The sequence below is a fragment of the Kribbella sp. NPDC104740 genome (genome assembly GCF_055583505.1).
This window is the reverse complement of sequence record NZ_JBVJNV010000010.1, coordinates 141,828-162,560: the sequence shown is the minus strand read 5'-3', so window position 1 is coordinate 162,560 and position 20,733 is coordinate 141,828. Positions and strand designations below refer to the sequence as shown.

General features: G+C 70.3%; 17 protein-coding genes. 8 read left to right on the top strand and 9 right to left on the bottom strand.

Translation table 11 applies throughout. The features are described 5' to 3' along the window. Positions 1 to 8: 8 nt before the first annotated feature. Complete coding sequence (locus ACZ6Z4_RS36295; RefSeq protein WP_465575941.1) at positions 9 to 479, top strand: hypothetical protein; 471 nt, start codon at positions 9 to 11, stop codon at positions 477 to 479. Then, complete coding sequence (locus ACZ6Z4_RS36290; protein WP_465575937.1) at positions 479 to 1,396, top strand: hypothetical protein; 918 nt, start codon at positions 479 to 481, stop codon at positions 1,394 to 1,396. The genes ACZ6Z4_RS36295 and ACZ6Z4_RS36290 overlap by 1 nt, the downstream gene beginning before the upstream one ends. Here ACZ6Z4_RS36290 and ACZ6Z4_RS36285 read toward each other — a convergent pair. After that, positions 1,322 to 1,726: a hypothetical protein gene (locus ACZ6Z4_RS36285; protein ID WP_363671541.1), complete on the bottom strand. Its 405-nt coding sequence runs from the start codon at positions 1,724 to 1,726 to the stop codon at positions 1,322 to 1,324. The genes ACZ6Z4_RS36290 and ACZ6Z4_RS36285 overlap by 75 nt on opposite strands. Positions 1,727 to 1,850: 124 nt before the next feature. On the opposite strand from ACZ6Z4_RS36285, the gene glnA reads away from it, so the two are divergent. Beyond that, positions 1,851 to 3,191 (top strand): type I glutamate--ammonia ligase, encoded by a 1,341-nt coding sequence (gene glnA / locus ACZ6Z4_RS36280; RefSeq protein ID WP_465575932.1) that lies wholly within the window; start codon positions 1,851 to 1,853, stop codon positions 3,189 to 3,191. Between the two features lie 31 nt (positions 3,192 to 3,222). On the opposite strand, the gene ACZ6Z4_RS36275 is transcribed toward glnA, so the two are convergent. Further along, the gene (locus tag ACZ6Z4_RS36275; protein WP_465575928.1) at positions 3,223 to 3,834 is read right to left on the bottom strand and encodes a peptidylprolyl isomerase; all 612 of its coding nucleotides are present in this window, start codon (positions 3,832 to 3,834) and stop codon (positions 3,223 to 3,225) included. 97 nt (positions 3,835 to 3,931) lie between these two features. Between ACZ6Z4_RS36275 and ACZ6Z4_RS36270 the strand changes: the two genes are divergently transcribed. Together ACZ6Z4_RS36270 and ACZ6Z4_RS36265 are read left to right on the top strand one after the other, a co-directional pair. After that, complete coding sequence (locus ACZ6Z4_RS36270) at positions 3,932 to 5,011, top strand: HupE/UreJ family protein (protein ID WP_465575925.1); 1,080 nt, start codon at positions 3,932 to 3,934, stop codon at positions 5,009 to 5,011. Next, complete coding sequence (locus tag ACZ6Z4_RS36265; RefSeq protein WP_465575922.1) at positions 5,008 to 8,631, top strand: outer membrane protein assembly factor BamB family protein; 3,624 nt, start codon at positions 5,008 to 5,010, stop codon at positions 8,629 to 8,631. Before ACZ6Z4_RS36270 ends, ACZ6Z4_RS36265 begins: the two co-directional genes overlap by 4 nt. A 47-nt stretch (positions 8,632 to 8,678) precedes the next feature. Here the strand turns inward: ACZ6Z4_RS36265 and ACZ6Z4_RS36260 are convergent, their stop codons facing one another. Next, positions 8,679 to 9,032 (bottom strand): hypothetical protein, encoded by a 354-nt coding sequence (locus ACZ6Z4_RS36260; protein ID WP_363671529.1) that lies wholly within the window; start codon positions 9,030 to 9,032, stop codon positions 8,679 to 8,681. Positions 9,033 to 9,099: 67 nt separating this feature from the next. Further along, positions 9,100 to 9,564, bottom strand: a complete 465-nt coding sequence (locus tag ACZ6Z4_RS36255) for a hypothetical protein (protein WP_465575918.1) — start codon at positions 9,562 to 9,564, stop codon at positions 9,100 to 9,102. A gap of 154 nt (positions 9,565 to 9,718) precedes the next feature. Here ACZ6Z4_RS36255 and ACZ6Z4_RS36250 point away from each other — a divergent pair, with 154 nt between their 5' ends. The 3 genes from ACZ6Z4_RS36250 to trmB all read left to right on the top strand — a co-directional run bounded on the left by ACZ6Z4_RS36250 (position 9,719) and on the right by trmB (position 14,027). After that, complete coding sequence (locus ACZ6Z4_RS36250) at positions 9,719 to 12,703, top strand: bifunctional [glutamine synthetase] adenylyltransferase/[glutamine synthetase]-adenylyl-L-tyrosine phosphorylase (protein WP_465575914.1); 2,985 nt, start codon at positions 9,719 to 9,721, stop codon at positions 12,701 to 12,703. Positions 12,704 to 12,778: 75 nt separating this feature from the next. Beyond that, positions 12,779 to 13,297, top strand: coding sequence for a SigE family RNA polymerase sigma factor (locus tag ACZ6Z4_RS36245; protein ID WP_465575911.1), 519 nt, complete (start codon positions 12,779 to 12,781; stop codon positions 13,295 to 13,297). A gap of 19 nt (positions 13,298 to 13,316) precedes the next feature. Next, positions 13,317 to 14,027: a tRNA (guanosine(46)-N7)-methyltransferase TrmB gene (gene trmB, locus ACZ6Z4_RS36240; RefSeq protein WP_465575907.1), complete on the top strand. Its 711-nt coding sequence runs from the start codon at positions 13,317 to 13,319 to the stop codon at positions 14,025 to 14,027. Here the strand turns inward: trmB and ACZ6Z4_RS36235 are convergent. The 5 genes from ACZ6Z4_RS36235 to ACZ6Z4_RS36215 all read right to left on the bottom strand — a co-directional run bounded on the left by ACZ6Z4_RS36235 (position 14,008) and on the right by ACZ6Z4_RS36215 (position 20,643). Then, on the bottom strand, positions 14,008 to 16,650 hold the full coding sequence (locus tag ACZ6Z4_RS36235) for a family 78 glycoside hydrolase catalytic domain (RefSeq protein WP_465575901.1): 2,643 nt from the start codon (positions 16,648 to 16,650) through the stop codon (positions 14,008 to 14,010). The two genes, trmB and ACZ6Z4_RS36235, sit on opposite strands and share 20 nt — an antisense overlap. Before the next feature lie 91 nt (positions 16,651 to 16,741). Continuing rightward, entirely contained in the window at positions 16,742 to 17,470 is a 729-nt protein-coding gene (locus ACZ6Z4_RS36230) for an SDR family NAD(P)-dependent oxidoreductase (protein WP_465575898.1), read from the bottom strand. 1 nt (position 17,471) lies between these two features. Further along, entirely contained in the window at positions 17,472 to 18,665 is a 1,194-nt protein-coding gene (locus ACZ6Z4_RS36225; protein ID WP_465575895.1) for a class I SAM-dependent methyltransferase, read from the bottom strand. Next, positions 18,662 to 19,327, bottom strand: coding sequence for a DUF1365 domain-containing protein (locus ACZ6Z4_RS36220; RefSeq protein ID WP_465575892.1), 666 nt, complete (start codon positions 19,325 to 19,327; stop codon positions 18,662 to 18,664). The genes ACZ6Z4_RS36225 and ACZ6Z4_RS36220 overlap by 4 nt, the downstream gene beginning before the upstream one ends. Positions 19,328 to 19,380: 53 nt before the next feature. Beyond that, positions 19,381 to 20,643, bottom strand: coding sequence for an NAD(P)/FAD-dependent oxidoreductase (locus ACZ6Z4_RS36215; protein ID WP_465575889.1), 1,263 nt, complete (start codon positions 20,641 to 20,643; stop codon positions 19,381 to 19,383). Positions 20,644 to 20,733 lie beyond the last annotated feature (90 nt).

Genomic DNA, 20,733 nt, shown 5'->3' with positions numbered 1-20,733 from the left:
GGTGTGTAATGACCAGCGTGACAACGGGTGATGGAGGGCTGCGGCTCGGCCGGGTGGGGAAGACGGTGCGGGTCGTGGTCGCGGTGGTCGGCGTCGTGCTGCTGGTGAACGGGTCGGTGCGGATGTCGGACGACGCCTGGCCGTTCGGGCCGATGTCGCAGTACGCGATGACCGTGCCGGACGACGCCTCGATCACGTTCACCCGGATCCAGGCCCAGACCGACGCGGGGACGTCGGTCGACGTACCGCTGAACATCGAGGGCGCCGGCGTCGCGCGGGCCGAGATCGAGGCTCGGACCGGCGAGATCGTGAAGGACCCCTCGCTGCTGCAGCAGGTCGCTGACGGGTGGGCGCGCAAGCACCCGGACCAGCCGAAGTACGTGAAGCTGGAGCTGATCCGCGACACCACGCAGCTGGTCGAGGGCCGCGTCGACGGGCCGCCGAAGGCCGAGACGCTCGCGACCTGGCAGGTGCGCTGATGCTGACCAAGGCCGCGAACTGGTTCACCCCGACGATCGCCCTGGCGCGGATCGCCTGGCTGCGGACGATCCTCTACCTGTTCGTCATCCTCGACATGCATGCGTTCGTCCGCGACACCCGGCTCAAGGGCGAGCACCCCGGCCTCTACCAGCCGCTGTTCCTGGCCCGCCTGTTCGACCTCCCGAAGCCCTCGGTCGCCAACACGACCACCCTGTACGTCGTACTGATCGTGTTCTGCCTGCTCGGCGCCTCCAACCGGCTGCCGCGGCTGGCCGGCTGGGTGGTCGCTCCGGCGTTCACCTGGTGGGTGCTGATCGGGATGAGCGACGGGAAGGTCGACCACGACCACCTGGCGCTGGTGGTCGCGCTCTGGGTGCTCCCGACGGTCGCGCCGAACAAGAACCGGACCGGCTCGGTGTACGCCGACCAGACCACCTCCGAGGCGGCCGGCTGGGCGGTCCGGTGCGTGCAGATCAGCGTGATCGCGACGTACTTCCTGTCGGCGGTCGCGAAGCTGCGCAGCGCCGGCTGGGTGCTGACCTGGCCGGGCAGCGCGATCCTGACCTGGGCGATCGTGCGCCGGCCGCACCCGGTCGGGGAGTGGCTGCTGCACCACCCGTGGCTGCTGCACGTGATGCAGTGGGTCGGGATCATCGGCGAGTTCCTGTCGCCGCTGGTGCTGTGGCTGAAGGGGCGCTGGCAGCTGTTCGGCGCGCTGTTCTTCATCGGCTTCCACGTCGCGAACACGGCGATCCTGCTGATCCACTTCCTGCCGACCGTGGTCTGCTGGCTGGCCTTCGCGCCGATGGAGCGGATCGTGCCCTGGTTCCAGCGGCGCAGGTCAGGTGGCGACGCCGGAGAGCCCGAAGACGAGCCCGAAGAGAGCCGGCAGGCCCAGCAGCAGCCCGGCGCGTAGCCGGAAGCGGCGGCCGCCCGGGCCCGGCGTACGGACGACGCGGGAGAGCACGGCACCGGCGTACCCGAAGACCAGGGCGGCGAGCAGGATCTGCTTGGTCGGCAGGAAGTCGTCGTCGTGGGTCAGGCCGAGGGTGACCAGGCCCGGGCAGCAGAACGCGAACATGCCGTAGCCCAGCTCCGGGATCGGCAGCCAGCGGCGGCCCAGCACGTCGAGCTCGGCGGGCCGGCGGCGCTGCAGCGACCGGACGAAGCGCCCGGTGCTGAGCAGCAGGTCGCTGATGCAGAGCAGCGCGGCGACGGCCAGCGCGGTGTGGAAAATCGTCTGCACCGGCGCAACCTTAGGCCCAATGCCGCGCGATGTCGCGAGCGGCACGTAACGTCTGCTTAACAGAGCCGGGGCACACTGTGTGAGGCTCCGGAACAGACGCGCTCGAGGAGAGGTGGAACCGCCGATGGACAAGCAGCAGGAGTTCGTGCTGCGCGCGCTCGAGGAGCGCGACGTACGGTTCGTCCGGCTCTGGTTCACCGACGTGCTCGGCTTCCTGAAGTCGGTGGCGGTGGCCCCGGCCGAGCTGGAGGGCGCGTTCGCCGAGGGGATCGGGTTCGACGGGTCGGCGATCGAGGGGTTCGCCCGGGTCACCGAGGCCGACATGCTGGCCAAGCCGGACCCATCGACGTTCCAGATCCTGCCCTGGCGGGGCGAGACGATGGGCACCGCCCGGATGTTCTGCGACATCAACATGCCGGACGGCTCGGCCTCGTTCGCCGACCCGCGGCACGTGCTGAAGCGGACCCTGTCGAAGGCGGCCGACCTCGGCTTCACCTTCTACACCCACCCCGAGATCGAGTTCTACCTGTTCAAGTCGCTGACCGGCGCCCCGGGCACCTACCCCGAACCGGTCGACTCCTCCGGTTACTTCGACCACACCCCGCAGGGGATCGGCAACGACTTCCGCCGCGAGGCGATCACGATGCTGGAGTCGATGGGCATCTCGGTCGAGTTCAGCCACCACGAGGGCGGGCCGGGCCAGCAGGAGATCGACCTGCGGTACGCCGACGCGCTGTCCACCGCGGACAACATCATGACCTTCCGGGTCGTGGTCAAGGAGGTCGCGCTCAGCCAGGGCATCTACGCCTCGTTCATGCCCAAACCGCTCAGCGACCAGCCGGGCTCGGGCATGCACACCCACATGTCGCTGTTCGAGGGCGACCGGAACGCGTTCTTCGAGGGCGGTGCGCAGTACGGGCTGTCCAAGACCGGGCGGGCCTTCATCGCCGGGCTGCTGCAGCACGCGGCCGAGATCACCGCGGTCACCAACCAGTGGGTGAACTCGTACAAGCGGCTCGCGGTCGGTGACGAGGCGCCGTCGTTCATCTCCTGGGGGCACAACAACCGCAGCGCGCTGGTCCGGGTGCCGATGTACAAGCCGCAGAAGGGCCAGTCCAGCCGGGTCGAGTTCCGCTCGCTCGACTCCGCCGCGAACCCGTACCTGGCCTTCGCGCTGATGCTCGCGGCCGGGCTGAAGGGCATCGAGGAGGGCTACGAGCTGCCCCGCGAGGTCGAGGACGACATCTGGTCGCTGACCGACCGGGAGCGCCGCGCGCTCGGGATCAAGCCGCTGCCGAACAGCCTGGCCGAGGCGATCCACGCGATGGAGGACAGCGAACTGGTCGCCGAGACGCTCGGCGAGCACGTCTTCGACTTCTTCCTGCGCAACAAGCGGGTCGAGTGGCAGGACTACCGCAAGCAGGTCACGCCGTTCGAGCTGAACAAGCTGCTGCCCGTCTTGTGAAGTTCAGCCTGTGAAGCCCAGCTTCTGAGGCTCAGCCGATGGTGACCCCGGTGATCGACACCGGGGTCTTCGGCTCCTCGCCCGGCCCGCAGCCGGTCGCCGCGACGCGGTCGATCACGTCCATCCCGGCCACCACCCGGCCGACGACGGTGAAGACCGGCGGCAGCGGCGCGTCGTGGTGCACGAAGAAGAATCGCGGCCCGTTCTGCCCGGCGCCGTCCGGCACCATCGCGACCGTGCCGCGCGGGTACTTCTCCTTGCCGGTCAGCTCCGCCGGGTACCGGAAGCCGGCTTCGGCCGGTCCGCACTCCAGCAGCAGCGGCGTGAGCCGCCCGCAGGGAGCGCCGGTGTAGAAGCCGCCGAGCGCGAGGTGCCCGAAGCTGTGGACCGCGCAGGGCGCGTTGTCCCGGTCCAGCCGCAGCTCGACCGCGCCCGCGGTGGTGGTCACGGTCGCCTTCACCACGCCCATCGTCGGGGCCAGCGAGTACGGCGGCCGCACTGGCGCCGGGGCGCCGGTCCGGTCGTAGCTGCACTTGCCGAAGAACGGCGGTGCGGCCACCTGTGCACTGGCCAGCCAGCCTTCGAGCACGAAGACGAGCGTTGCGACGACGAGAATTGCGACAACCCGCTGCCATTGACGCATAGTGATCACGGTAACACTGAGTGTCGGTTTCGGATGATTTTGTTCTGTTGGTAAATAGTTTCCTGACCAGTCATCAAGGTCGCATGGGATTCGCTCCATGCGTCGTCTGCTGACCTTCCTCGCGCTGCTCGCCGGCCTGGCCGTGGCCGGCACCACGGCCGCGGCCGCGCACGTGATCGCCTCCACCGGCTACGCCACCGTCACCCAGGACGGCAGCCAGGTGACCTTCCAGCTCAGCCTCGAGTACGCCGTACTGGCCCGCGCCGTCGACCTCGGCGAGCCCGCCACCGACGACGGCCAGCGCGCGAAGGCGCTCGACAACGCCAAGCCGACGCTCCAGACCTACCTGCAGGACCGCGTGATCGTCTCCCTCGACGGCGCGGCCTGCGAACCCGAGTTGGCCACCACCTCGGTCGGCAACCGCGCCAGTACGCCGTACGCCGAACTCGGCCTGCGCTTCTCCTGCGCGGGCGACCAGGGCACCTGGCGCCTGCAGTACTCCGTCTTCAGCGACTCCGAGGCCGTCGCCGACGACCACACCAACCTGGTCGAGTACCACTTCGGCAACGACTCCGGCCGGACCGTCTTCGACCGCAGCCACCACGACTTCACCGTCGGGGACTCGACGATCGCGTCGTCCAGTCTGCAGTTCGGCAAGATGGGCGTCGAGCACATCCTGCTCGGCCTCGACCACGTCCTCTTCGTGGTGGCGCTGATCCTCGGCGCGACCAGCTTCAAGAGCCTGCTCCAGGTCACCTCGATGTTCACGATCGCGCACAGCGTCACGCTGGTCTCGACGCTGCTCGGCGGGATCACCGTCCCGGCGATCGTCGTCGAACCGCTGATCGCGCTGTCGATCGCGTTCGTCGCGGTCGAGAACCTGCTCGGCTCCACCCGCCACCGGCTGCCGGTGGTCTTCGGATTCGGTCTCCTGCACGGGCTCGGCTTCGCCGGCTCCTTGCGCATCACCGACCAGGTCAGCCCGGAACTGCTCGTCTCGCTGCTCAGCTTCAACGTCGGCATCGAGACCGGCCAGGCGTTGCTGCTGCTGGCCGTGTTCCCGCTGGTCCTCCTCGTTCGCCGGACTCGACTCTCGGTTCCGGTGGTCCGCTCGGCGACAGGGGTCGTCGCCGCCTTCGGCACCTTCTGGTTCGTAGAAAGGTTCTTCCTGGCATGACGAGCGATCGTCCACCCACCACCCGGTGGCACAGAGTCCTGTACGGCGTCACCGGCGGCCTGGCCGCGCTGGTGATCGGGGTCCCCCTCACCGGGGTGATCGCGGACGCGGTCGACGCGCCCAGCGCGACCATCTCCGGCACGGTCTTCGAGGACCGTGACAACGACAACCGGATCGACAACAACGAGACCCCGTTGGCCGGCGTGACCGTGTCCGACGGTCAGCAGCTGGTCGTCACGGACAAGCAGGGGCACTACAGCTTCAAGTCCGACGTCGAGCGCCGTGACGTCGACCTGGTCTTCGTCACCCAGCCGTCGGGCTACTCGGTGGGCACCGACGACAACATGACCCCGAAGTTCTTCCGCAACCTCGGCCAGCTGGCCGCCGGTGACACCCGGGAGGTGAACTTCGGTCTGCGCAAGGACAAGAAGTCCGCCGACGGCGGATTCACCTTCGGCAACGTCGCCGACCCGCACGTGAACGCGCAGCTGCCCGAGCAGATCACCGAGATCAACTCGACCAAGCAGGACCTGGCCTTCATCCAGGTCAGCGGCGACCTGACCAACTCCGCCACCGACGCGGAGTTCGAGTTCTACAAGTCGTCGACCGCGAACTCGAAGGTCCCGGTCTGGCCGGCCGTCGGCAACCACGAGTACGCCGCCGGGGCGACCTACGCGGCGCGGATCAACAACTACCGCAAGCACGTCGGCCCCGAGTGGTACTCCTTCGACTACAGCGACCGGCACTTCATCGTGCTGGAGAACAACGGCGCCGCGCCGTTCGCCGAGCAGCTGGAGTGGGTCAAGGCCGACCTCGCGCAGAACGTCAAGCGCGGCAAGCACCTGGTGGTGCTCACCCACCAGCCGATGAACGTGCCGTTCGGCTCGCCGTCGGTGTACGACGAGTTCGGCAAGGTGCTCGAGCAGTACAAGGCCGAGCTGATCCTGGTCGGCCACGAGCACTCCAACGACGTGGAGCCGAACAGCGCCTTCGCGAAGACCGCGAAGCACATCCAGACCGTCTCCTCGTCGTACACGATCGACAACTCGCCGCGCGGGTTCCGGTTCGTGAACATGGACAACAAGTCCTTCGACAACCCGTTCCGGATCTACGGCGCCGAGAAGGACCTGACAATCGTGTCGCCGGCGCCGGGCACCTCGGTCCCGCTGGACAAGTTCCCCGGCATCCAGGTGAACGCCTACGACACCACCGACGCGCCGGTGAAGGTCCGCTACCGGATCGACAACGGCGGCTGGAAGCAGCTCTCGCCGACCGGCGAGTTCACCTGGTACGCCGACCTGCCGGGCAACGTGAAGGCCGGTAAGCACACCGTCGAGGTGGAGGCGGCCGACAAGACCAAGGCGACCTGGACCGGGACGTCGAAGTTCACGCTGACCACCGAGAAGGCGATCAAGCCGGTCGCCGGCGCGAACTGGAACCAGCACCACGGCGACGCGTCGCACAGCGGTGTCGCCGCCGACGCGATCGCCGCCGGGCAGCGGCTGGCCTGGTCGTACCGGACCAAGGGCACCTTCCTGACCGGCTCGCCGGCCATCGTCGACGGCGTCGTGTATGCCGGCACCCGCGACGAGAACGGTGAGGGCAACAGCGAGGTGCACGCGGTGAACCTCGCCACCGGCAAGAAGATCTGGAGCTACGACGTCCCGTCGTCGGTGCACGGCAGCGTCGCGGTCTCCGACGGGCTCGTCTACGTCCCGACGCTGCGCGGCACGCTGTTCGCGCTGGACGCCAGGACCGGTAAGCTGAAGTGGCGCAACGACCCGGAGGCCGCGCCGGAGGGCAACAACCAGCGCACGTACGGGTACTACGGCGTGACGGTTGCCGACGGCAAGGTGCTGTTCCCGTTCCAGACCCGGTTCGGCGAGGCGGCCGCGGGCATCCTGCTCGCGCTCGACGCCAAGACCGGGCAGCGGATCTGGGGCTCGCCGATGGCCGGCAACACGATGAGCGACGGCACTCCCGCGGTCGCCGACGGTCGCGTGTACGTCGGCAACCAGGACGGCAGCATCGTGATCGCGTACGACCTGAAGACCGGCCAGAAGCTCTGGACCGGCACCGACACCCTCGGCGGCTGGCAGGACGGCATCCCGACCGCGGGCGGCGGCAAGGTGTTCATCGGGTCGAACAACGGCATCGTCGCGCGCGACGGCGCCACCGGTGGGGTGCTCTGGAGCTACACCAGCACGCACCCGTCGCTGGTCAGCAGCGGCGCGACGCCGTCGGCTGCGGCGCTCAGCGGCAACACCGTGTACATGTCCTTCCCGAGCGGCGCGGTGACGGCGCTGAACGCCACCACCGGCGCGGTGATCTGGGACCAACTGCTGCCGGGTTCGCAGTACCGGGGTGGTTCGTTCACCTCGCCGGCGCTGTCGGGCAACACCCTCTTCGTCGGGGCGAACAGCGGCGGGTTCTACGCCCTGGACGCGCGGACGGGGCAACCGCTGTGGTCGCAGAACATCGGCACCTGGGTGTCGGCGGGACCGGCGGTTTCGGGGAACACCGTCGTCGCGGGTGCGTTCGACGGCAACCTGTACGCCTTCACGCCGGGCGGTACGGCGGCGGCGCCGTGGCCGGTCGTGTCCGGCAAGGTGACGCTGAAGGCGGACGGCGCGCCGGCCGCCAGCACGACGGTCAGCGTGGTCAAGGACGGGACGGCGATCGGCCGCACCACGACCGATGCCGCAGGCAACTACCGGGTCGGGCTGCCGGCCGGCGCGGGCACGTACACCATCCAGGTGGCGCAGCTCGGGTACGCGACGGCGGCGCGCGAGCTCTCGGTCGGCGCCGGTGGCGCGACCGGGATCGACCTCGAGGTCAGCCCGGTGAACGTCGACGCGAGCATCGGCAAGCGGCTGCCGAGCGGCCTGGTCGAGGGGGGACCGGGGGACGTGGTGATCGAGAACAAGAAGCTCGCGATGGCGATCGCCAAGGTCTACAACGACCCGCAGCTCAGCCCGTCGACCACGGGCAAGGTCCTCGACCTCGCCCTGACCGGCCAGCCCGACCAGCTCGACTGGATCAATCTGCCCTACGTCTCGACCGCCGAGCCGGTCGGTGGGAACGCGTGGCAGCAGCTGCAGGTCCGCTCGACCGAGGTGAAGATCACCGAGAACTCCGGCGATCGAGCGGTCGTCCAGGTCACCGGTACGTCGGCCGAGCACCCCGAGCTCAAGGTGGTCACGACGTTCACCGCGACACCCGACGAGTCGTTCATCACCGCCGACACCACCTTCACCAACGGCACCGGCGCGGCCCTGTCGGTCTGGGCCGGCGACGCGATCGACCACGACGGCACCGGCTCCCGCTCGGCCGTCGCCGGTTTCCCGGTCGTCACCAGCGGCGGCCCGTTCAGCCAGATCCCGACCGCGAAGCGCTGGATCGGCCAGAGCGGCACCACCGCGGACAACGAGACCTACGGCCTGGTGTACGCCGCCACCAGCGGCGCCTTCACCGGCTACTCGCAGTCCAACTTCACCATGAGCAAGTTCAAGCTCGACCTGCCCGCGGGCGGCAGCCACACCATCAGCCGCCGCATCGTCGTCGCCTCCAACGGCGGCGCGGCCGACAAGTTCGGCGTACTGGACCAGTTCGCCTACTGAGTTGAGCGGCCGGCTCCCCGCTGCGGGGAGCCGGCCGTTTCAGCTGCTCAGAACGTCTTGTTGTACTTCGTGCCCTTGTAGTACATCTTCACGCCGTCCGGCTTCGACGCGTCGTGCCCGAACGACAGCTTCCCGGTGTAAGTGCTCCCACGCTTGCCGGCGGCAACATCCCGGTACCCGTAGTCCGACGACCCGTTCCGCACCACGTTGTAGCTGATCCCGCTGCTGCAGTTGTTGGTCACGTCGACCACCCACTTGTAGTCGGTCCAGCCGTCGTTGTTCAGCTTGGTACGGACCACCTTGACGCAGGACGGCCAGGTCGCCGCGACGGCCTCGGTGGCAGCGGTGAGCGGGGCGGCGACCAGAGTGGTGCCCAGGGCAAGGACAGCGAGAACGCGCATGGGGATCCTTTCGCAGAATGACGTGGGCCGTCATCCTGGCATCCGGGCGCGTCACCGGAGCTCGGTTCTACTGGGTTGTGGTGAGGGCCACTTCCGGTGGGTTGTCCTGCCAGCGGGCTGCTGCGGTGGAGTGGCGGTACGGCGTACTGAGGGCCGTGGGTGCGACCGGGGTGGTCTCCTCGACGGTGGTGCCGTCGGGGGCGAGGGCCGTGACCTCTTCGAGGGTGAAGAGGCCTACGGGGCGGACGCCTTCGGTGACGACGACGATGCAGCCGGGGACGACCTGTTGGGCTCGGTGGTGCTGGGCGGGGACGAGGATGCCCTCGGCCGCGGAGCGCCAGGCGCCGGGGGCGAAGCGGCGGAGGGCTATGCCCACCTGGCCGTCCTCCGCGGTGCGTGGTGGGAGGAAAGCGGTGGCTGTGTAGTCGTAGTCGTAGTCCGGCTCGGGGGGCCCGGACACTCGCCCGCCCTGCTGGGGCGTCAACCAGACCACCGTGCCCCGAACAGCGAGCGACCCCGTCATCATGACCATGGACCAGATCATGCCCGTCACAGACAGTTTTGGCCAGCCACTCCGTGTGTTGGCCGTGATCCCACCGCAATCCCACCGCGGACAGGCTGTGACCTGTGCCGGGCCCCCGGATGGTGTTCAAGGCGCCGAAGGAGTCGGCCGGTAGCCTGCGGGGGTGGCGGAGTCGCGGAAGGTGTCCAGTGAGGGCCAGCTCGTCCGTCGGGGGTTCACGGACCCCCAGCGCGCCTCGACGATGCTCCAGGAGCTTGATCGTCTGGACGAGCACACCCCGATGTCCACCGAGCAGCTGATCACCTCGCTGTCGGAGTCGGCCGATCCCGACCTCGCGCTGCTGCACCTGCTCGGTCTGGCCGAGGCGCTGCACCAGAACCAGTACGACGTCGCCGCCTTCGCCCGCACGCTCGACATGGACGACGACTTCCGTCGCCGCCTGTGCTGCGTGCTCGGCGCCAGCGAGGCGCTCGGCCGGCACCTCACCGTCCACCCACGGCACTGGTACGACCTCGCCGACCCCGCGCTCGCGGGCAGCAACCCGACCCCGGACGACGTCGCCGCCCGCCTCGCTCTCGCGGTCGACGACGACAACCCGGTCGATGCCCTGCGCATCGAGTACCGCCGCCTCCTGCTCCGCCTCGCGGCCCGCGACCTCGCCGAGGGGCTGGTCGTCGACGAGACCGCCGCGGTCCTCGCCGACCTGGCCGGCGGCGCCCTGGAGACAGCTCTCCGGATCGCGAGGAACGACTACTTCCGCCAGCACCCCGGCGCCGCCGACTGCCGGCTCGCGGTGATTGCCATGGGCAAGTGCGGCGGTCGCGAGCTGAACTACGTGAGCGACGTCGACGTCCTGTTCGTCGCCGAGCCGCTGGAGGGCGAGGACGAGGCCCCCGCGCTGAAGACCGCGACACACCTCGCGTCGGCCGCGATGCGGATCTGTTCCGCGCACACCGCCGAGGGCACGCTCTGGCCGGTCGACGCCGCGCTCCGCCCCGAGGGCAAGTCCGGCCCGCTGGTCCGCACTCTCGACAGCCACCTGGCCTACTACCAGCGCTGGGCGAAGACCTGGGAGTTCCAGGCGCTGCTCAAGGCCCGTCCGATCGCCGGCGACGCCGAGCTGGGTCAGGCGTACGCCGACCAGATGGCGGGCCTGGTCTGGTCCGCGGCCGACCGCGAGGGCTTCGTCGACGACGTCCAGGCGATGCGCCGTCGCGTCGTCGACCACATCCCCGCGGCCGATGTCGACCGCCAGCTGAAGCTCGGCCCGGGTGGCCTGCGCGACGTCGAGTTCGCCGTACAGCTGCTGCAGCTCGTGCACGGCCGCAGCGACGAGACGGTCCGCAGCGGTACGACGCTGATCGCGCTGGAGCAGCTGACCAGCTCCGGGTACGTCGGCCGCACCGACGGCGCCGTACTGGCCGACGCGTACCGGTTCCTGCGCTCGATGGAGCACCGGATCCAGCTGTACCGGCTGCGCCGCACGCACTCCGTGCCCGAGCACGACGACGACCTGCGGCGCCTCGGCCGCTCGCTCGGCTTCACGAAGAACCCGATCACCGACCTGACCAAGATCTGGAAGAAGCACGCGCTCGAGGTCCGGCGCCTGCACGAGAAGCTCTTCTACCGCCCGCTGCTCGCCGCCGTCGCGCGGATCCCCGGCGAGGAGGTCCGGCTCACCCCGGAGGCGGCCAAGCAGCGCCTGACCGCCCTCGGGTACGCCGACCCGGCGTCCGCGCTGCGGCACATCGAAGCACTGTCGGAGGGGGTGTCGCGGCGCAGCTCGATCCAGCGCGCGCTGCTCCCGGCGATGCTCGGCTGGTTCGCCGAGTCGCCGGACCCGGACGCCGGGCTGCTCGCGTTCCGGACGATCTCGGACACGCTCGGCTCCACCCCGTGGTACCTGCGGCAGCTCCGCGACGAGGGCGCTTCCGCCGAACGCCTGGCGCACCTGCTCGCCAGCGGCCGGTACGCCGTCGACCTGCTGCAGCGCGCCCCCGAGGCGACCGCGATGCTCGCCGACGAGCGTGAGCTGGTCCCGCGGGCGGCCGACGCGCTGCTGACCGAGATGTCGGCCGCCGCCCGAAGGCAGGACAAGCCGGAGGCCGCGGTCGCGGCGATCCGTGCGGTCCGGCGGCGCGAGCTGTTCCGGGTCGCGGCCGCCGACCTGTCGCATCTGCTGGAGGTCGAGCAGGTCGGCGAGGCGCTGACGACGATCACCGCGGCGACGCTGACCAGCGCGCTCGAGGTGGCCCGGCGGACGGTCGCGAAGGGCGGCGAGGAGCCGACCCGGATCGCGATCGTCGCGATGGGCCGGTTCGGCGGTCACGAGATCGGTTACGGCAGCGACGCCGACGTGATGTTCGTGCACGACCCGTTGCCGGGGGCATCGGAGAAGGCGGCGACCGACTTCGCCACCCAGGCCGCGACCGAGCTGCGCCGGCTGCTGTCGCTGCCGGGTGCGGACCCGGCTGTCGCGATCGACGCCGACTTGCGGCCGGAGGGCCGGCAGGGACCGCTGGTCCGCACGCTGGCGTCGTACGCGTCGTACTACGCGCGCTGGTCGGCGGTGTGGGAGGCGCAGGCGTTGCTGCGCGCCGACCCGCTGTGCGGTGACGCCGAGCTGTGCCAGGCGTTCCGGGACCTGATCGACCCGCTGCGTTACCCGGCGGACGGCGTACCGGAGCGGGACGTGATGGAGATCCGCCGGATCAAGGCGCGCGTCGACGCCGAGCGGCTGCCGCGGGGTGCCGATCCGGCGACCCACACCAAGCTCGGGCGCGGCGGCCTCGCCGACATCGAGTGGACCGTCCAGCTGCTGCAGTTGCGGGAGGCGCACCGGGTCGAAGGGCTGCGGACGACGCGGACGCTCGCGGCGTTGCGGGTGGCCGTCGAGGAAGGGCTGTTCGAGCGGCGGGACGCCGACGTACTGCGGGCGGCCTGGCAGCGGGCGTCGCGGATCCGGAACGCGATCATGCTGACCAGAGCCCGGCCGGGTGACTCGTTGCCGCGGGATCCGCGCGATCTCGCCGCCGTGGCGCAGATCTGTGGTTACCCGCCCGGACAGACCAGCAGGTTCTCCGACGACTACCTTCGGTTGACCCGGCGGGCACGGAACGTGGTGGATCACCTGTTCTGGGGTGAGTGACCGCTCCGTGAAAGAACGCTGTAAGCGCCCTCCGCCACGCTGATTCCTCGCAGAGGAACGCTGGGGGCGATCGAGATGAGGGATCTGCCGGGGGCCGGTGCCGCGAGCTTCACGGAGTTCGTGACACAGCGGTACGGCGCGCTGCTGGGTGCGGCGTACGCGTTGACGAGAGACCACGGGCTGGCCGAGGACCTGGTGCAGACCACGCTGGCCAAGTGCTGGCGGACCTGGGACACCATCTACGGCGATGACCCGTACGCCTACGTGCGGCAGGTGCTGGTGAACACCTGCCGGGCGCACTGGCGGGTGAAGAAGGGCAAGCTGGAGTTCCCGACCGACGAGCTGCCGGCCCGGCCGGTGCTGGTCGACCACTACGACCGGATCGAGCGCGACGAGGTGCTGGTTGCCGCGCTGGAACGGCTGCCGGGGCGGATGCGGATGGTCGTCGTGCTGCGGTACCTGGTCGATCTGAGCGAGGCGGAGACGGCGGCCGAAGTGGGGTGCGCGGTCGGGACGATCAAGAGTCAGACCAGCCGGGCGCTGGCGCGGCTGCGGGGTGACCCGGTGCTGCTCGACTACCAGCGGTCCGCGTAGCGCCCTGTACTTTGTACCGGTGGAGACGGTAGACCAGGTGAGGCAGCCGGGCGTGTTCAGTCACGTCCGGCGCAGCGTACGGATGACGGTCGGGCAGCAGCGGGTCTGGGAGACGCACTGGACCGAGTTCGGCCGCAAGCTGGAGGACCTGCCCACCGGGATCCTCGACCTGGACGCTTGGTTCGGCCGCTCCGCGCCCGTGGTGCTGGAGATCGGCTCGGGCATGGGCGAAGCGACCGCACAGCTCGCCGCCGCTGCTCCTGAGGTGAATCACCTGGCCGCCGAGGTCTACCCGGCCGGGCTCGGGCAGCTGATGCTCGCGGTCGAGAAGAACGAGCTGGACAACGTCCGGCTGCTGCACGGCGACGCGCTCGACTTCCTCCGCGACCACGTCGCGCCGGACACGCTGGACGGCGTTCGGATCTACTTCCCGGATCCGTGGCAGAAGAAGCGGCACAACAAGCGCCGGCTGGTGAAGGCGCCGTTCGTCCAGCTGGTCGCGTCCCGGCTGCGACCGGGCGGAACGTTGCACCTGGCCACGGACTGGGCCGACTACGCCGACGAGATGCTCGAGATCTGCGCGGCCGAGCCGCAGCTCGTCAACCAGTACGACGGGTGGGCGCCGAGGCCGTCGTGGCGCCCGCTGACCAAGTTCGAGTCCCGGGCGCACACCGAGGGCCGCGTGTGCCGCGATTTGCTCTACACCAAGGTCACGCCGTCCGGCTGGTGAACGACCAGTGCCCTGACGGGACCGTGTAGACCGCGTATCCGTCGGCCCAGACCGGCTCCCCGGCGTACGGGGCCGGTACGGCGGTGACGTCGGTGACCTGCTCCGCTGGCAGGTGCACCTCGGCAGTGCTGCCGACCGGGACCTGGATCTCGATGTGCAGCACTCGACCGACCTGCCGCCAGGCCGTGGAGACTCGGCCGCGAACGGTGTCGGTGCGCAGCGACGTCTGCGCCGAGCCGGCGCGGGCATCCGGGCGGACCAGGATCCGCTCCCAGGCGTTGCCGAGGTTGCGGGCGCCGGCGACGTTCTCCAGCAGCCATTGCACGACCGTGCCCTGGAAGTAGTGGTTGCGCGAGCGGCTGTCGGCCTCCCAGCGCTCCCACATCGTGTCGGCGCCCTCGTCGTACCAGTAGCCCCAGCTCGGGTACGTGCGCTGCTGCGCGACCTTCGCCGCGACCTCAGCGTGCCCGTACTTCGTCAGCACGGGCAGCAGGACGCCGACGCCGAGGCAGCCGGTGTTCAGGTGGTAGTCGCGGGCCTCGACGTCCTTGACCAGGTTGGTGGCGACCTGTTCGACCACCTCGTCGGGGACCAGGCCGAAGGCGAGCGGGATCGCGTTCGAGGTCTGCCGGTAGTCGGGGTCGGTGGCCGTCCGGTAGAGGCCGGCCGCGCGGTCGAGGAACTCCCGGTTCAGTCCGTCGGCCAGCTCAGTTGTTGCCTTGCGCAACCGATCGAGCTGGTCGTCGGCGCCGATCAGCTCGCCGATCTCGATCACTGCGGTGATCGCGCGATGCAGGTACGCCGTACCGGTGAGCCGCCGGTCCTCCGGGGCCGGGCCGTCCGGGTAGCCGGGCGGGAGCCAGTCGCCGAGAACGCTGACCGACAAGCCGTCCTCGACCCGGGCCAGCTCCCAGTCGACGTAGCGCAGGACGGCGTCCCAGTGCTCGCGGAGCAGCCGGGTGTCGCCGTACCAGCGGTGCATCTCGCGGAGCAGGAACGGGTAGACGGTCGGCCACTCGGTCGCCGGGGCCAGCTCGGTGTAGCCCCAGTCGCTGGTCGGCACGATCACCGGGAGCTGCCCGTCGGCGGTCTGGCTGTCGCGCAGGTCGCCGAGCCACTTGGTGAAGAAGCGGGACAGGTCCAGCTGCGCCATCATCGTCGGCGCGCCGACCTGGGCGTCACCGGTCCAGCCGTTCTTCTCGTACATCGGGGTGTCGGTCGGGATGCCGTGCAGGTTGTTCAGCACGGTCCGGCGCATCGCGCCCTCGGCCCAGGCGTACAGCTCGACGTCGGAGCTGAACCGCGCGGCCGGGCGGACGTCGGAGTGCACGACCTGGAGGGTCAGCTCGGCCGCGTCGGCGCCGGTGACCTGGACGTAGCGGAAGCCCTTGTACGAGAAGCGCGGCGCCCAGCTCTCCACACCGTTGCCGGAGGCAATGAACTCGTCGCGCTGGAAGCGGCCCTCGACGTGCTCGCTGACCGCGACCACCTGACCGTCGGGGGCGAGCGTCTCGCCGTACTGCATCGAGATCGTGCGGCCGGCCGGGGCCTCGGCGCGGAGGTGGACCCAGCCGGTGCTGGTGCGGCCGAAGTCGACCACCTGGGTGCCGGCGTGCGGGCTGGTGATCTCGGTCGGGCGGACCTGCTCGACGACACGGATCGGCTCGTGCTGCTGAGCGCGGAGCGTGCCCTTCGGGGCCGGCAGCTCCAGCGCGGGGGACCAGGTGGAGGCGTCGAAGGCCGCGGTGTCCCAGCCGGGCTGGGCGAGGCGGGCGTCGTACGTCTCACCGGCGTACAGGCTGTCGGAGACGGTCGGGCCGCTGGTGACCTGCCAACTGGTGTCCGAGTGGAGCTCGGTGGTGGTGCCGTCCTCGTGGTCGACGACGAGCCGGGCGAGCAGGCGCGGGTCGCCGGTCCAGGGGGCCTGGTGCCAGCGCCAGACGTTCGGGGTGGTGAGGCCGTAGAAGCCGCGGCCGAGCTCTGCGCCGAGGACGTTGTCGCCGGTGGTCAGGAGGTCGGTGACGTCGTGGGTGACGTAGAGGACCGTGCGGTCGTAGTTGGTGAAGCCCGGGTCGAGCACTGCGTCGGTGACGGGCTGGCCGTTGAGGCGCAGGTCGGCGTACGCGAGGCCGCTGATGTAGAGGCGGGCTCGGGCGACCGGGCTGGTCAGCGCGAACGCACGGCGGAGCAGGGGAGCGGCTTCGGTCGAGGCGCCGATCCAGCGGGCGTCCTGCCAGCCCTCGTCGAGCAGCGCGGTCTCGAACCAGCCCGGCCGGCTCCAGCGGCTCTCGCGGTCGAGGCCGTCCCAAAGGCGGACGGCCCAGTGGTAGCGGGTCCGCGGCTGGAGCTGCGGGCCGTCGTACTCGACCTGGATGGCGTCGCCGCTGCTTTTGCCGGTGTTCCAGACGTCGGCCTGGTCCTCGGTGAGCAGCTCCGGGCTGCTGGCGACAAGCACCTGGTACGCCGTCTGCGCGGCGCCGTGGCCGGGCGCGGTGGCGACCCAGGCGAGGCGCGGGTGCGGCTCGTCGAGGCCGAGCGGCTGCTCGGCGTACTCGACCGTGAGCTTCGCCACGTCGAGGGGTCCACCGGGCGCCCAGCCGTCCGGGAAAGCTGGTGTGGCCACGGGCGGGCTCCTCACGTCAGGCGGTAGATCCCGGAGGACCGTACGTACCTGCCCCCGATCGGGGCAACACCCGTGACCAAATTCGGACAGATCAGGATCGAGGCGTGAGAGCCAGCGCCCACAAGCGGTCCGGGACGAGCTTGGCGAACCGCATCAGGACGGCCATCGGCCACGGGAAGACGATCCGCGCCGACTGGCGCTCGATACCGTCGGCGATCGCCCGGGCGGCCTGGCCGGGCTTGATGATGAACGGCATCGGGAACGAGTTCGTCTCGGTCATCTCGGTCTCGACGAAACCCGGGCAGACGGTCAGGACGTCGATGCCGTCGGGGCGGAGCTTGGCGCGCAGGGCTTCGAGGAGGTTGATCTGGGCGGCCTTCGTCGCGCCGTACGCCTCGGCACCGGGCAGGCCGCGGTAGCCGGCGACCGACGCGATGCCGACGATCATGCCGCCGCCGCGCAGCCTCGGGATCACGGACTCCAGGGTGTTCGCGAGCCCGCGCAGGTTGACGTCGAGGTGCTTGCCGAAGCTGGTGGCGTCGAACTCGTCCATCTGCGCCCAGTAGCCGGCGCTGAAGATCACGATGTCGAGGCCGTCGAGCCGGCGGATCACCGTGTCGGTGGCGCGCAGAACGGAGTCGGTGTCCGTGACGTCGACCGGGCAGACGGTCAGGTCACGCCCGGCGACCTCCTTCAGCTTGTCCTCGCGGCGGGCCGAGATCGCGACCTGCGCGCCGCGCACGTTCAGCTCCTGGGCGAGGGCGGCGCCGATGCCGGACGAGGCACCGACGACCCAGATCTTGCGGCCGGTGAGCTCCATGTCAGGTCCTCCTGGTCAGGGCGAGCTGGACAACGTCGAGGTAACCGCTGCGGAAGCCGGCTTCGGAGTACGCGAGGTAGAACTCCCACATCCGGCGGAAGACGTGGTCGAAGCCGAGCGCCTCGACGGCCGGCGCCTGCGCGGTGAAGCGGTCCCGCCACAACCGCAACGTCCGCGCGTAGTCGGGCCCGAACGCGAGCCGGTCGACCACGGCGAGGTTGCCCGCCGAGCGGTCGATCGCCTGCTCGGACGGGATCAGGCCACCGGGGAAGATGTACTTGTGGATCCAGCCCTGGGCATGCCGGGTCGCCCGCAGCCGGTCGTCGGGCATCGTGATCGCCTGCAGCCCGAACCGCCCACCGGGAACGAGCAGGCGGTCGACGGTCGCGAAGTACTCCGGCCAGTACCGCTCGCCGACCGCCTCGATCATCTCGACGCTCACCACCGCGTCGTACCGGCCCTCGACGTCGCGGTAGTCGCACAGCTCGACCGTCGCCTCGACGCCCGCCTCGGCGATCCGCTTGCGGGCCAGGTCGCGCTGCTCGGTGGACAGCGTCACCGAGGTGACGGTCGCGCCGCGGCGCGCGGCCTGGATCGCGAGCTGTCCCCAGCCGGTACCGATCTCCAGCACGTGCGAACCGTGCTGGACGCCGGCCAGGTCGAGGACGTTGTCGATCTTGCGGACCTGGGCCTGCTCGAGGTCGTCGGTGCCTTCGAAGAGTGCCGACGAGTACGACATCGTCGGGTCGAGGAAGGTCGCGAAGAGGTCGTTCGAGAGGTCGTAGTGGCGGGCGATGTTCGAGCGGGCGCCCTGGCGGTCGTTCTGCTCGGCGCTGGGCATCCGCCGCTCGATCAGCTTGCGGAAGCGCTGCAGCGTGGGCGGGACGAGGGTGCTGAGCTTGCGGGCGAACACGGTGAGCAGCTCGGCGAGGTCGGTGCCGGGGGCGGCGCGCCAGTCGCCGGCCAGGTAGGACTCGCCGAAGCCGATCTTGAGGTCGGCGCCGATCCGGTGGAAGAACGCGTCGGAGACGATCTCCATCGCCGGGCCGCCGCGGCCGAGGCGACGGCCGTCGGGGAGGACGACCTCGACCTGGAGGTCCCGGACGGCGCCGCGCAGAATCTGTCGGGCAGCAGCCGCACGAACAGTACTTCTCGGACTTCTTGCAATGTCTGGCCAGCGCTCGGCGTCGATCATCGGGCCACTCCTTCCGGTGGGACGTGCGGGCGGCGGTGGACCACCGGTAACCGGCGCAGCCACAGCCACACTCCATGGACCCGGATCAGGGTTGCGATCTGGTGGGTGACGAAGGGGTGGCGCGCGACCGTCGCGAGAACAGCGCGCCGCCCGGCCGGCCGCGGCCGCCCCGTGAAGGCCGCGGAGAAGACCCGCCGGTCCTGCTGGTGCAGATCGATCGCGACCGCCACCTGATCGGGGGTGACGCGCAGCGTCACGTCGTACCGGCCGTCGACGGTGAAGAAGGGGGAGACGTAGAACTCCTTGTCCAGGCTGAACCGGTCGGCGGTGGCGAGCTGGGCGTGGCGTTCGCCGTACGTGTTGTGGATCTCGAGGACGACGCAGCGCACGTCACCGGCGGCGGTCAGGCACCAGAAGACCGTCAGCGGGTCGAAGACGTAGCCGAACGTGCGCGCGTTGGCCAGCATCACGACCCGGTCGTCGGCGGCGAGCTCGACGCCGTGCAGAGCGGTGAAGCGCGCAACGTTCTCGCGGATCGAGCGCTGCCCGTCGCCGAGGTGGTCGGACGCGCGGAACGACCCGAGCCAGCCGCGGCGCGGGAGATCGGTGACGTCGACGAGCCACTGGTACGTGCGGTAGCGGAACCGGTGCCGCTTCGGCACCCGGCGCGAGTGGCTGACGTGGCCCGGGACGATCGCGGGCAGGAGGGGGAGCGCTACCACTCGACCCCCAGCCGAGCGGCCGCCTCGACGCCGGAGCGGCAGCCGTCCTCGTGGAACCCCCAGCCCAGGTGAGCACCCGCGAAGGCGAGCCGCGGCCCGCCGGCGTCCTTGAGCGTCGCGGCCGCCGCCACGGACTCCGGGGTGAAGACCGGGTGCGCGTACGTCATCCGGCTGGTCACCTTGCCCGGGTCGACCCAGCCGTCGGGGTTGAGCGTGACCAGGTGCTCGTCGGCGGAGTCCAGGCCCTGCAGGCGGTTCATCCAGTAGCTGACGAGGACCTGCGGCTGGTCGGTGTGGCAGTCGCGCATCCGGTAGTTCCAGGACGATCGCGCCCGGCGTACGGCGGGGAGGACGGAGGTGTCGGTGTGCAGCCAGGTCGGGTTCACCGAGTAGCGGAACGCGGCGAGCAGCGCCTTCTCCTCCGGCGTCGCGTCGCCGAGCAGGTCGAGCGTCGTGTCGGCGTGGGTGGCCAGGACGACACGGTCGAACTCGTGCGTCGCGTCCTGGGTGATCACTTCGACGCCGTCGTCGTGGCGCAGGACCGAGCGGACGGGAGTGTTGGTGCGGACGTCGCCGATGCGGGCGACCACCTGGTCGACGTACGTGCCGGAACCACCCTCGACCGTGCGCCAGGTGGGGGAGCCGCCGACGGTGAGCATGCCGTGGTGGTCGAGGAAGCGGAACAGGTAGCGCGCGGGGTACAGGCCCGCGTCGGCGGTGCCGGAGGACCAGACGCAGGCGACCAGCGGGACGGCGAAGTGCCGGACGAAGTACGGCGAGAAGCGCTTCTGCTGCAGGAACCCGGCCCAGGTGAGGGTGTCGTCGCCGCTGTTCAGGACCGCGCGGGCCTCGCGGTGGAAGCGGGGGACCTCGGCGAGCATCCGGACGAACCGCGGGTCGGCGAGGCGGCGGGGCTGGCTGACGATCGACGCGGCGCCGCGGCCACCGGCGTACTCGAGACCACAGCCGTCGCAGTGCACGCTCATGCTCATCTCGGTCGGCCGGGTGCGGATGCCGAGCTCGGCGAAGAGCTTGAGCAGGTACGGGTAGGTGCGCTCGTTGTGCACGATGAAGCCGGTGTCGACCCGGTGCCGGGCGCCGGCCGAGTCGGTGACGTCGTGGGTGTGCGCGTGGCCGCCGGGCCGGACGTCCGCCTCGAAGAGGGTGACCCGACCCGTCCGGCCCAGCAGGTACGCCGCGGTCAGCCCGGCGACGCCGGATCCGACGACCGCCACTGTCTCGGGTTGACCGTTCATGGTTCGAGCCTTCCGGGTGCATAAGTTTTGAACAACTTCGATGCTGCTCGCGGAAGGTCTTCGGAACTACCTGGTGCCCAGATGGGTCTC

Coding starts and splice junctions, on each gene's coding strand:
- ACZ6Z4_RS36275 (WP_465575928.1), bottom strand. CDS start 3,834: ATGCGTCAATGGCAGCGGGTTGTCGCAATTCTCGTCGTCGCAACGCTC.
- ACZ6Z4_RS36230 (WP_465575898.1), bottom strand. CDS start 17,470: ATGGAGCTCACCGGCCGCAAGATCTGGGTCGTCGGTGCCTCGTCCGGC.
- ACZ6Z4_RS36255 (WP_465575918.1), bottom strand. CDS start 9,564: ATGGTCATGATGACGGGGTCGCTCGCTGTTCGGGGCACGGTGGTCTGG.
- ACZ6Z4_RS36245 (WP_465575911.1), top strand. CDS start 12,779: ATGAGGGATCTGCCGGGGGCCGGTGCCGCGAGCTTCACGGAGTTCGTG.
- ACZ6Z4_RS36265 (WP_465575922.1), top strand. CDS start 5,008: ATGACGAGCGATCGTCCACCCACCACCCGGTGGCACAGAGTCCTGTAC.
- ACZ6Z4_RS36295 (WP_465575941.1), top strand. CDS start 9: ATGACCAGCGTGACAACGGGTGATGGAGGGCTGCGGCTCGGCCGGGTG.
- ACZ6Z4_RS36260 (WP_363671529.1), bottom strand. CDS start 9,032: ATGCGCGTTCTCGCTGTCCTTGCCCTGGGCACCACTCTGGTCGCCGCC.
- ACZ6Z4_RS36270 (WP_465575925.1), top strand. CDS start 3,932: ATGCGTCGTCTGCTGACCTTCCTCGCGCTGCTCGCCGGCCTGGCCGTG.
- glnA (WP_465575932.1), top strand. CDS start 1,851: ATGGACAAGCAGCAGGAGTTCGTGCTGCGCGCGCTCGAGGAGCGCGAC.
- ACZ6Z4_RS36215 (WP_465575889.1), bottom strand. CDS start 20,643: ATGAACGGTCAACCCGAGACAGTGGCGGTCGTCGGATCCGGCGTCGCC.
- ACZ6Z4_RS36290 (WP_465575937.1), top strand. CDS start 479: ATGCTGACCAAGGCCGCGAACTGGTTCACCCCGACGATCGCCCTGGCG.
- ACZ6Z4_RS36225 (WP_465575895.1), bottom strand. CDS start 18,665: ATGATCGACGCCGAGCGCTGGCCAGACATTGCAAGAAGTCCGAGAAGT.